This window comes from Winogradskyella wandonensis, from assembly GCF_004346845.1.
GTDB lineage: Bacteria > Bacteroidota > Bacteroidia > Flavobacteriales > Flavobacteriaceae > Winogradskyella > Winogradskyella wandonensis.
Genome location: NZ_SMGI01000001.1, coordinates 873,766 through 887,362 on the forward strand (window position 1 = coordinate 873,766; position 13,597 = coordinate 887,362).

Here is a 13,597-nt window from a genome sequence, read left to right on the forward strand (position 1 = left end):
GGGGTTGTTTTTGTAGATTTAGGATTAACGATAAAGTGTAAAATGCCCGACAAACGATTCTCTAACGGTGTCGTTGTTAGGCCTAACGACATACCAGTAATCTCCTGTAGGTAGTTCGGTTCCATTGTAACGTCCATCCCAATATTCTCCAGCACGATAGGTAGCGACTTTACGACCATATCTATCGAAAATGTCAAATTCTAGATTAGGATAGTTTTGGATGCATCCAGGCGCCCAAGTGTCCACGACACCATCGCCGTTAGGCGTAAAGTAATTAGGAATACATATTTCTATAAATTCACGTTCTACTTGAGCTATTGCTGTACAGCCGTTAGTATCTGTAACGGTGACTGTATATATTCCGGATTGGCTGATAGTGTAGGTGTTCTCAGCGCCGTAATCTTCTTCATTAAATGTAAATGTATAATCACCTGTACCACCTGAGGCTTCTGCGACAATTTGATTAAGTTCCTCGCCGTCAGTTAATACAAGTTCTACAGGTTGGTAGGTTGACATATCGAACAGCTCTGTTCTTTGGATGCAGCCATTACTATGTCTAACATCAATATAGTTATCTGGGTTTGGAGCGATATTTGTAAAAATATTACTCTCTTGATATGGACCACCATTGAGCGAAAAATCAAGCTCAGACATGTCTGTAATAGACGCGTCTACAATAACAGTTACTGTATTTATCTGAGCGTTTTGTTCGCAGTTATAAAAAATATCTACAACAGGATTTATTCTTGCAGAATCTGGGAAAGTAATATTCCACTCAGACTCACAACCTTCAGCATCTCTAACATAAACAATATGGTCGCCGCCAGATAAATTTGTAAAATCGAATTGTGTCTGACCAATTTCTCCAGTAGTGTACGGGCCATCATAATTATCTAGACTAACACTGTATGGTAATGTACCTCCAGAAATATCAACACTAAATTCGCCATCAGCATCACCGTCACAAACCTCAGGTAAAATCGAGTTAGGCACTAACCCCAATAATACCTGAACGGGTTCTGTGACAGTTTCTGTAAATGTTAGATAACAACCTAATTCGTCTTGTACGATAATATCGTAAGTGCCAGGAGCGAGGTTATTAAATACATTTGTATCGAAAAACTGATTTAATTGTGGTGATATAGCATATTTAATTATTCCTGTACCGCCAGATGCATTTACAGTAATAGACCCATTGTTGGTACCAGTACATTGCACATTTGTAACAGATAGATTTGCATCAAGTATTGTGCCTGGCTCTGTAATGGATATTGTATTTGTGGTAAAATCACAGTCGCCACTTTCTACATAAACTATATAATCACCTGCTATTAATTCTGTAAAATAACCTGGGCTATTTTGTGTGGCGTTTATGGTATTTCCACTTAAGTCTTGTAATGTATAGATATAATTGCCTAATCCTCCTGTAGCCGTGGCGGTAATACTTCCCGAGTTATCACCAGCACAATTAATCGTAGGATTTTCAGATTGAAGTTCTACGGACAAATCTGGTAATGAATCAATAGTTATTTCGTTAGAAATAGGAGTGATACAGTTATTAGCATCTCTAACATAATACGAATGTGTGCCAACAGGAACATTAAAAGTGGTAGATACGTTAAATGTACCTAATACCGTTGCGAAATTACTAGTAGTGCTGTAGCTATATGGTGCTGTACCACCAGAAGCGCTCAATGTTAGAGTAGCCTCTGTAGCACATGTTTGACTAGAATCTAAAACCAGATTTGTTTCTAAAGGTGAAGGCTCGTCAATAGTCATTTCTAGAGATGTCATTGTACAATCATAGCCATCAGTAATAGTTACTGAGTATGTTCCAGCTGATAAATCGTTAAACACATTAGATGTTTGTGGTCCAGAAGTTGTGACCACTGGCGAAATCATATTGAGTGTGTATGTATAGTTATCACCCTGACCTCCAGAAACAGCACTTATAGTTATACTTGCATTTGCATCACCAAAACAATCTAGCATGATTGTACTTGGTGTAAACGTAGCATCAATTGGTGTAGGTTCTACTAAAACAATATTTTCTGAAACTATACAACCCTGAGCATCTCTAACATTTACGGTATAGTTACCAGCTGATAAATCTGGGAATGTTCCACTTGGAGAATAGGCCACTGTAGCATCTCCTGTAAGTTCGTATTGATAATCACCCCAACCACCTGTAGCTATTGCAGTGATAGTTCCTTGATTATTATTACAAGTAACGTTAGAAGTTTCTGTTACATCTAGTAATAATTCTTCTTGAGGAGAACCTATAATTACTTCGGCAGTAGATGAACAAAATGGCACATCAGTTTGTATAATATTAACGGTGTATGTACCCGATGTTAATCCACTAACTGTTATGGGATTTGTTGAGGTATTCGCTGCTACAACTCCAAAAACAGATGCACTTGAAGCATCAATGACTTCGTAAGTGTATGCTCCTGAATAATTTAAAATTTCTAAATCAAAAGCACCACTATTATCTCCAAAACACGTCACTGAATTTCCTGTCATTGTAAATGTCGGAGCGATGGCTTCAGGTAAAGAAACAGAAACGTCTTCGGTACAACTTGTCGTCGTATCCGTAACCGTAATGGTATAATCTCCAGAAGGAATACCACTTATGGTATCACCACTAATAACAATTGTTGGAGCAGTAGGTACTACGGCATACGTATAATTACCAGAACCTCCTAGGGTAGTTAACGTGATTTCGCCATCATCATTATTACAAGTTGGTGGCGTATTTATAGAAGGAGTAAGCTCTAAAACAGGTAGAATATCAACAGAAACAAGATTCCCACAACCATTAGCATCGTTAATCTCTACAGTATGAGTTCCTGATGCTAAATTTGAAATTGTGAATGGAAAACTCTGTGTTTGAAAAGCACCTCCATCAATACTTATGCTATAAGGTGCAATTCCAGATGAAACTAAATCTACATCTATTTGAAACGTTCCATCAACATCCAAACAGTCATCATTTACAACAGCTGTAATCACTGGCGAATCATCCATAGGAAGAATCGTAGCTGGGCTTGATACGATACAACCGTAAGCATCTAATACATGTACATAATATGTATTTGCGTCTAAATTGAATGTACTAGCCGAGTTCCAACCAGAATCTAAAGCCAGTGGTGCTGTAGGTGTTGTGGTTATCTGAAATAAATAAGGTGCAGTACCATTTTCGGCAACTGCAGAAATAACTCCTGAGTTTGGATTACAATTGGCATTTTGATTTACTACAACTGATAAATCCAAAGGAAATTGTGATTCTGTTATATTAAAAGGTGCAGTTATAATTCCGCAACCAGCGTTGGGACCAGAAGTCTCGACTATAGACACAAAATAATTCCCAAATGGTAAATTTTCGAAGTCTGTTACTACTAAATTTCCATTGGCAGGAACCGTTCCTGTACCTATTGTCCCAACAGGTGTTAAAGACTGAGTCTCTAAAACCTGATAGCTAATATCTACATTAGATGTATAGACACTTTCTACTGTAAATGATACATTACCATCTGCATTACCTGTACACGTAATATTGTTACTGCCAAATGCACTTAGCGTTAATGTTGAGTTTGTTGGTATAGATGCTGTAGATGTTTCGTAATACGTACAATTAGTAGCGCTGTCGTATACCACAAAGGTATATTGTACACCAGGAATTAATCCTGTAAAGATTGTCGAAGCACTTCCTGCTGGATTCTCTGCCAACCAATTTGGGTCACCAACAGTATAAGGTACAAATGGCTCTTGATAAATCGAAAAGAAGAAAGGGCCAGAGCTACTAAGCGCAGAACTTACAGCTATAGTAGCTTCACCACCTGTAGAACAGTTCACAGTAGGTGTAATAGTAATATCTAAATCTGATGGAGGTGAAGCCACTAAAACATCCTGTACCAAAACAAAACAGCCATTGGCATCTACCACATTAATTTCGTACAAGCCAAAATCTACAACATCGAAACTTACAGATGTTGACCCAGTAGCATTAAGCTCTAAATTGGAATAGCCATTAGTTCCTGTCACAAAGTAGTTATATGGCGCAGTACCACCAGTTACGGAATCGACAATGACAGAACCTTGAGAAACGCCAGAAGCGGTACATGTAATATCTACCGTACTGTAATTAACAATAATAGGGTCGGGTTGAGCTATGGTTATGCTTTGTGTATCTGTACAAAAGTTAGCATCTGTGATGGTTATGGTGTAGTCTCCAGCTGGTAAGCTAGTGGTTTGATTTCCATAATCTGTCCCAGTGCTGTCATTAATAACAGTAATCACAAATGGTGGCGTACCTTGTGTATTATCAATAGTAATATCGATTGCCCCTGATAATTCACCATTACAGTTTATATCCTGACTTTGCACTAATGCTAAAATTGATGGTGGCGTAATTGGGTTTATGGTTATAATTGAAGACAAAGATGTGCATCCATTCCCGTCAGTAATTTCAAATTGATAATCACTTGCAGTACTCGTAGAATATGTAAATGTGTTGCCTGTAGTACCTAAATTTGTAAACGCTGAACCGTTTATGGATACACCATAATTAAACGGTGCAATTCCATTAATTGTTCCTGTAATTACTGCATCAGGTGAAGTAGTACAGTCTAGAGCCTCAGTTAACACCACATTTACGGTAGTCGTTGGTAACGGGTCTATTGTGTAAGTTTCACTATACTCACAATTATTTTCATCTCTTACTTGAAAAGTATACGTCCCAGGCTCTAAACCAGAGAATGATGTCGACGATTGATAAGGTGTAGCATACGATGCAGGTGCAGTAATTTGAAACTCCAAATTGCCTGTGCCACCCACTATATTGGTGATAGATACAGTAGTTGTATTAGTCGAACAGTCAATAGGAAGGTGACTAAATTCTAAATCCGTAGGTGGATTTAAAGGCGCTATTGTAATTGAATTAGTTATAACAGCACAACCACTGTCGTCTGTTATAGTAACGATATATGTCCCTTGAGTCAAGCCAGTAAATGTATTACTAGGTTGAAAATTAATCCCATCTAAACTATACTGATAAGGTGCATCACCACCAGCGACACCTGTAACTGTTATAATACCATTGTCTGTACAAGTAAAAGGTGCACTTAATTCTGCAGTGCCTGTTATTGGCGGATTTTCATTAATTGTTACAATTTGGGGCGCAGTTGTACAAGTACTACCGCCAAATGTATATTCTAAAACTATATTATAAGTTCCTGCTGTTAAACCAGCAAATACATTCGAATTTGTAAAACTTATACCGTTATCAATACTATAAGCAATACTATTTCCATTGGCGTTAATTACATCGATGGTAATACTACCACTATTATCTCCAGGACATAAAATATCAGTCACAGCTACTGTAAAGTCTGGAGATAAAGCAGCTTCGACCTCAATTGTAGTCGTGGCAGAACAATTATTAGCATCAATGACAGTGATATTATAAGTTCCTGCACTTGTAACAGTATATTCTGGTACAGTCTGAAAATCTGTAGTACTATTTATAAAATAGAAATAAGGACCAGTACCACCTTCTGGATATATTGTTATTTCTCCATCAACGCACGTAAGTGGCGTAGTTAAAGCAGCAGTTACAGTTAACAGCGGAGGCTCAGTAATATCTAAATCTTCAGAATATATACAACCATCTTCTGTTTCTACGGTTAATGTGTATGTTCCTGGATTTAGATTATTAAAATTATAGGTGTTCTCGATAATTGGCCCGACAGTATTTACAATGCTTCCACCTTGTGAAATTGTAAACGTATATTGTGGTTCTACATCATTTGCCGAGACTTGTATACTACCAAACTCACCATGACACAATGGTTGCGTCACTACAGATGACACATTAAAATCTCTTACTCTTATTAGCACATCTGGAACTGTAAAAACACATGGGTTTGTAGCTATTCCAATTTGTCTAATATAAACGGTGTATAGTCCTGGAGTGTTTACGGTAAACACGTTACTAGGTTGATAATTAACACCATCTAGACTGTATTCGTATCCCGAAGGCACATCATTAACAATTATACTTCCAGGCGATGTACAAATGATATCTTCGGCAAGTACAGATGGATTCAATAAATTTTCATACACGTTAAAATAGAACTGAACAAAACAACCACCTTGATAATTAATTGTTAATCTATATTGACCTGCAGTGTCTGCTACAAAATCTTGACCTGTGGCCACTTCATTCCATGTACAGCTAGTGTCCTCGTTTGCACAATCTGTATCGCTAACAGCAGGACAACTATTTTCGTCGAGTTGCTCCCATACTATAGACGAAGCACCCGATATATCAGTATCTATATCCACAAAGTCCTCAGCACCACATAAATAAATATTTGGCAACTCTTTCCCGTCATTAGGACAAATAACCACTTCATCTGCATATGGAATAACAGGATTGGTAGTGGTACTTCCAAAAAGCTCTACATTAAATTGCTGTACTATAGACTGGCAAGGTGCATCTGCAGTATTAAAAGCATAATATGTTCCTGTATTAGAAACAGTTATTGTTTGTGTTGTTCCTATAACAGGCGTACCAGAAGGACTTGTAGACCAAGAATAGGAGGTATATCCATTGGCTGCTGTTAAATCTAATGTCGAGCCACATAGAACTTGGTCATACTCAAAAGTACAATCTAAGTTAATTAAAAAGTTAGTTGCTTGCGGACTTAATAAGCAACCTGTATTGCTATTGACACTAGGGTCATCGGTTATCTCAAAAGTGGGATTAAAAAATCCGTTGTAGGTCGCATATGCTTGATTATTAATAATATTTGAACATGCATCTGCCAATTGGTTACACGAATCTACGGTCTGAACTTCTATTCTAATTTCGATTCTAGGGTCGTTTTCTTCAACCAAATAATCTGCTACATCAAAGATTAATTCGCGTGTAACAGGATTGTAACTAGATACGGTTACACCTGCGGGTAATACTAAATCTGTTGGATGATTATAGATGATGTTTATAGGAAGAATATCCCTTATTTGAAGATTGGTCGCGTTATCATTTCCGGTATTCTGAATTCCAATAACATAATTAAGTGGTGTAGACAGCCCTACACCTTGGCCACCAATGTCGTTACCAGAATCGTCTTCAACAATTTTAGTCAAAACTATATTAGGTTCTATTATATCTACAGCAAAAGCGAAGAAATAATTGAAATACGTATCGCCGCTCGTTTCTAAACGTACTGTTGCACTTGTAGCATCATTCGCTATCACTGAATTTCCTGGATTTGGCACAGCCATGACACCAGTGTCGAAACCTAATGTGTTTGTACTGTTTGGCACTCTATCGTTAACAGGTGTGGCATCAAGTTGCGTCACGGAGCTATTAAAAAAGTTGCCAACAGGTCTATCTACTGTAGATAGTGGAACTCCATTAAGGAGTAATCTATCTCCTAAAATTGGACTATCACCTTCGAGTGTAGCAAAAGCAAAATTTGCTCTAACTGGAGCAGGAGCAGGGACAGTTCTAAATCCAGATACATTTATATCTAAATTAGGATTCCCACCTGGAACACTTATGGCGCTAAATCCATCGAAACTTGTAATGGACTTCCCTGGTAATGTTGGATCTTCGTAAACTACAAATAGAGACCAACCAGCAGATTGTCCAGTGCCATTATACGGGTCGAAAGTCGAAGTTTCTCCAGTAGCTGCCGATACATTAGCAACGGTGTAAGTTCCTAAATCGTTACCAAGATTGGTTACAATATCTGTAACATCGGCAAAACAGGCATAGGAAAAACTATCACCGCCATCTACAGAGGTGTTACCTGCATCATAAATTATGGTTCCTGTAATATCGTTATAACCACCTGTAGGCCCACTAAACCTAACATTGGTGATGGGTTCATCTCCTGGACTAACAGCGCCCCAATAAAGTCCTGCATATATAATTTCGTAACAATTAGGATTAGGTATATCTAAATCTGCACTAGAAGAACTAAACGTGCTTGGGTCGCCATCAATATCGATATATTGCATATCGACGTTGTGATTGTAAACTGAATTATCATTAAAGGCATTGTTATCTGGACCAAGAATATTATTTCCAATTAGGATAATATCACCTTTTAAATCTTGATTAAATCGTGGGGTAAAGGGTACGTAATTTTGTGCATACGCTTGCAGTCCTATAAAAACCGAAATTATTATAGTGGCTATCTTAGAAAAAGTAGGTTTTTTCATGATAATTCTTGTTTATGAATTCTTAACCAATTGTTTGGGGCTTAGGTTAAAAACGTTTTATATGTAATTAGTTCTCTATTTTAATTATTGTCATTTTTGAATTATAAGCTTTAGTTCCTCTTTGTTTTAATGTTGAATTTGCTTCGCCAATACTTTCTAGTTTGTTCTGATAGATGTAGTATTGGCTAGTGTTTACATCGTAAAAGAAATCTATATTAGTGGCTCCAGAAGCCATTGCTTTAGTTATAAACTCGTCTCGTTTATCGGTATCGGTATGCACAGCCAACACCATATAATAACCACTATCGGTATAATTTACATTTTTAAGTATTTTAATATTAGTACTCTGTTCTAACCCAAAATCAAAATCCTCTGGGTTTAATTCTTTATTACCGATTTCGGTAGTGTTTTTAATAGTTTGTAATCTTGCTCTGTCTTGTGTGTAGCGCTCTTCCTCGTTATCGTATTCGGCACGTTTAATTCGTCTACGCTTTTCGAATTCAATTCCGATTTCAATAGCTTCTAATTTATTTTCGAGCTTTAATCTAATATCATTCGCATCACTTTGTTCAGTTTTTAGTTTCTCAAGCTCTTTTCTGTAATAAAGCATTACAGTTTCGTTAACTATAGTATCTGCTTCAGTCATATCTTCATAGCGCTCTTCTAATTCTTTGATGCGTTCTGTTCGTTCTTCTAATATTTTATCTAAATCAGATTTTATAGATTTTAGTCGTTCGTTTTCTTTAGTTACGCTCTTAAATTCTTTAGGTCTTACAACGATTCCTTGTTCACTTAAATCGTTCTCTTCCTTCAGATTCCTAAGATTGTCGTTTTTACCTTCTACAGCTTCGTTAAACTTTTCTAATAAGTCATCTTGCTTTTCTTTATTTTCTTCTACAACTTTAGCAAGCTTAAGTAATTCTTTACCGAAGGTATCTTTAGGGTTTGTAATTAATTCTTGGTTTTGTTTTTCAGCTTCAAGTTTTTCTTTTGCTACTTGTTCTTGTTCTACTAGTTTTTCCGCTTCTGCGCGCTCTCGCTCTTGTTCTTCTTTTAATTTGGCTAAACGCTCATCTTCAATTTTTTTAAGTCTTTCGCGCTCTCTTTCGGCAGCCAATTCTTGAGCTTGTTTCTCAGCTTCTAATTTTGCAAGTCTTTCTTGCTCACGTTTTTCAGCGAGCTCTTGTTCTCGTTTTTGAGCATTTATTTTTTCGCGGGCAATGCGCTTTTGCTCTTCTATACGTTCTTGTTCTGCTTTCTCTGCTTTTTGTTTTTCAAGTAAAGCTAGCTTTTCAGCCTCTTCCTGCTTTTTCTTTTCTTCAGCTAGTTTAGAAACACGGTCAGCTTCGGCTTTTTGTTTAGCTACGTCTTCTGGTGTTGCTTTTGCAGGTGTTTCTTCTACAGTTGGCGTAATAACAGTTCGTTTTGGTTTACTAGTTTTAGCAACATAGCGCTTTGGCTTTTTCTTTGTTGATATAAGACCTGAAACTTCATCTTGACGACTGTAATCAAAATAGCGTCTACTTTGAAAGCGATAGGCTAAGGTAATCTCGTGCGATGGTCCAAAATCTATTAAATCACCTAATGTCTTCTCGAAACTATATTCGATAGCAATTTCTTTTGTGATGTTAATTCCCGCACCAGCAGAAACACCAAATCGCGTATTATAGCCAGCTTGAAACCAAAGCCCTTTTGGTACATAGATTAATGCATTTGCAGAAAGAATGGTTTCATCTTTTGTAAATTCACTTTGAAACAAACCAGAGAAGCGAGCATCATCAAAAAATCCGCGACTTGATATATAGCCTGTGTACATCACATGACCTTGGATACCTTGATTCGGGTCTTCTTCAAGCATCGATGATGACTCTAAATTATAGACAAATAGATTGTTTAGAGATACCCCAAAGTCAAAAAATGTTGTGCCGTAATTTATTCCCGGACTTACTGTAATTAGAAAATTTGATGGTACGTTTTGTAATGATGGGTCGGTAAAATTTGTAGTTGTGTTTCCTGTATTTATGCCACTGCTGTAAGCTCCTAAATTTAGCCCAAATGTTAAGTTGTTGTCTCTATTAAGCCTAGCATTATACGCAAAATTGAGAAGTCCACCGAAAGTAGTTAATACGCCATAGTTTTGTTGAAATAAACCAATTCCAGCTCCTATATTTTCAGCAAATCGACCAGAATAACTGGCTAAATAGGTGAGTGGTGCATCATTAAATTGTACAAGTTCTCGTTTATTATATACACTTGCGTATTTATATTGTTCGCGCACAAAACTAAAGGTTGGATTTAAAGCATAGCGATTAAACATTAACGAATTTCTTACCGGCAAAGTAAACGATACTACGCCATCTGCTTGCTCTTGCGAAAGCAGCAGTTGCATAGAAGTGCTTAACAATATGGTTAGAAATAGTGCTTTCATTAATTATTTAATTACTGTAATAGACCCTTTTTCGGTTTTGCCATCTACAGTGTCGATGATGTAATAAAAGACTTGGTTTATATTGGTTAATTCTAAATTGCCTTGAGGCCAATCGTTTAGATAATCATTAGTCTCAAACACCAGTTTACCTTGACTACTAAAAATCCTAATTAATGTGTTAGAGCCACTAGTATATTCTTGAGGGATTATCCACGTGTCATTGATAGTATCTCCATTAGGACTAATAACATTTGGAATATTGGCAACATCTGGAAACTGTTCTATTGCTTCTTGAATGCTAAATTGATATTCTACAGCGCCTGTGCATCCATTATTTTCTGAAATTATAACTGTATAATTACCAAATTCTGATGCTTCTAATGTGGCTGATGTCTCTGATAACAATGTGTTATTTAAAAACCATTCGTAAGTAGGGTTATTGGCGTCATCTGTTATGGTAATAGTCAGTGTTTCACCTTCTTCTAAGTAGTTAACACTGTCCACATTAATGTCACTATTAAATAATTCGCTAATTAGATTTATAGAACCAGAAGCCATGCATTCCCCCAAATCGACTTGCACAGAGAAATTACGAGATTCGTTGGTTTGGTACATTTGGTTTGTGGCACCATCGATGACTTCGCCATCTCTAAACCATTGATAGCTTAATCCACCAATAGTAGTTAATGTTGTTAAACCTTGTGCCGGACAATAGGGATTACCTAAGCTTGATGCTATTGTAGCATCCGCTTGTCCATTAGAAGCCTCGGTAATAGTTACCTTATTAGAAACTGAATTGGAGGTACAACTACCATAATTAGTTTCAACAAAATAAGTGCCTTCTGTATTGACTTCAAGAGTTTCGCCTTCGGCAACAAAAACTGAAGTAGTCGCACTTGTTTCTCTATACCAATTAAATGTTAATGACGGATAATTTAGAGGTGAATCGTTAGCATTAATTCCAGGATTATCTATAGTTAGTAAATAACTACTTCCAGAGCAAAACGCACCAGTTGACACCAGATTATTGATTGAGAAAGGTGAATCTTGTAATTTATAATATGCGGCAAAAGCATTAGATGAAGAACTTGTTGCTGCCGGAGCAGTGCTTTTGATTCTAATTTTATAATTTTCTCCAGCAGTAGACTCTGGTATTGAAAAACTTATAGACGCAGGAGACGATGTAATTTCACCTGACGTAGTTGTATAAATAACTTCGGCATTTGCAAAATCACCGTCTGCATCAGATAACTCGATTATAAATTGATTGGAAGCTTCTAACGATGCTTCAGGAGAAAAGACAAAGGATGTGCTGTAGGAGTTAAATTCTTCACTTGCACAAGCCTGAGAGAATCCCAAAGATGGTGCACCAATAACTATTTGTGCCTTTACAGCACTAAATATTATAGCGACTGTAAAGCACAACCCTAAAGCGATTTGCTTTTTAATAGTTAAAATAGTCATTGGAAGGTGGTGTAGTTGTGTTCTATAAATTTTTTTTTTAGGTTTTAATTATTCCTGCAGATGCATCAGGATAATTATTAGTTACTAGAGTTTAATAACTAATCGTCATCTGGATTATCTGCATCTGTTGTTGCTATAATTTTATTAATACGAAGTCTAAAATCTGGAGTTCTTGAATTATTTAAATCAATAAATGTTTCAGAGTCCGGACCTTTAGAATAAACGTTATCAAAAGCGCGGCTTCCGTACCAACTTTCTAAGTCATCGTTGTTAGATTTAAACTTGCTAAAAATATTGCCTTTACAATTATTAAAATAGGTACGCTCAAACTGAATACGTTGAAGATTATCATTATTAATTACAATATTTTCATCTAAAAAAACGGCAGGCTTAAACCCTGAGATTACACTTTTATCTAACTTAAAACTTGTAGCTTCTCCTATAAAAATAGCTTCTTTAACTAATCCCATATTTATGTCTCTTTCGAGTTCTTTACTTACATTAATTAGAGACATATTAGATGCAAACACGTTAGTTTGTAATCTGGCTAAATCCGCATCGTCCTTATTATCAAAAGAAAGAATGTGCATAGATTTAAATCCATCTGGACTAGAAACGTATGGCGACCTAACAGCTAAAGAATTACTAATAGACGTCTGTGTACCATAGTTAAAACTGTAATCATTTTTATTTGCTCTGTAAGACACTAATTTATCCAATATAACATTACCTCCTAATACGTTAAAAGCGTTTCCTTTGCAGTAACTTACCATAACATTGTCTATAACGGTTTCTTCGCCCACACCAGCAAGTGTAAATGCATTAAAATAGCCGTATTCTTTGGTTCGTTTACCCGCAAACTCAATTCTAACATAACGCATTATGCCAGAGTCGCTCTTTGTGTTCTCTCCACCATATTTAAGATTTTCGTAAGAATCTGGTTTTAGACCATAGTTTATAGATGCTTCGTTTCCAAACTTGTTTGTAGGTGCATCGCCAAGAATAAATATTCCGCCCCAATCACCTGGTTTTTTAAGCGGACGATTAGATGTAAATACGATTGGATCTGTTTGTTCACCTTTGGCAACAATTTTAGAACCCTTGCTAATTATAAGGCTACCATTAGTTTTGTAATCACCAAGAACAACGGTTCCAGGTTCGATGGTTAGCGTTGTGCTATCAGTAACAAAAACATCTCCTAAGAGTAAGTAAATGTCTCTTTTCTTTAAAGTAATATCGGAATCGATAGAACCGGTAAGAATTTGGGTTGGCTCTCCGTATGTGGTTTTTGCTGGATAGAAGTCTGTCCAAGAACTCAACCAGTTGTCGTAGCCGTAAATTCCTTTTTCTTGTTGCGCATATAGACCAAGAGTTATAAAACATATCGTGGCAATGCTGAGTACTATCTTTTTCATAAGAGGTTAAGTTTAAGTTATAATTTAAGGGCAATTCAAACATAACATTATC

The 13,597-nt window shown here is 36.6% G+C and carries 4 protein-coding genes; all 4 read right to left on the minus strand.

Annotation, left to right across the window (positions count from 1 at the left end; genetic code table 11):
* Window positions 1-24: 24 nt before the first annotated feature.
* The 4 genes from DFQ05_RS04010 to DFQ05_RS04025 all read right to left on the minus strand — a co-directional run bounded on the left by DFQ05_RS04010 (window position 25) and on the right by DFQ05_RS04025 (window position 13,545).
* A complete protein-coding gene (locus DFQ05_RS04010) occupies window positions 25-8,238 on the minus strand; it encodes a T9SS type B sorting domain-containing protein (protein WP_132703796.1) in 8,214 nt (2,737 codons plus the stop codon).
* 67 nt (window positions 8,239-8,305) lie between these two features.
* Window positions 8,306-10,666, minus strand: a complete 2,361-nt coding sequence (locus DFQ05_RS04015; RefSeq protein WP_132703798.1) for a PorP/SprF family type IX secretion system membrane protein — start codon at window positions 10,664-10,666, stop codon at window positions 8,306-8,308.
* A 3-nt stretch (window positions 10,667-10,669) separates the two neighbouring features.
* Window positions 10,670-12,130: a T9SS type B sorting domain-containing protein gene (locus DFQ05_RS04020; protein WP_132703800.1), complete on the minus strand. Its 1,461-nt coding sequence runs from the start codon at window positions 12,128-12,130 to the stop codon at window positions 10,670-10,672.
* A gap of 98 nt (window positions 12,131-12,228) precedes the next feature.
* The gene (locus DFQ05_RS04025; protein WP_132703802.1) at window positions 12,229-13,545 is read right to left on the minus strand and encodes a hypothetical protein; all 1,317 of its coding nucleotides are present in this window, start codon (window positions 13,543-13,545) and stop codon (window positions 12,229-12,231) included.
* Between the last annotated feature and the right edge of the window lie 52 nt (window positions 13,546-13,597).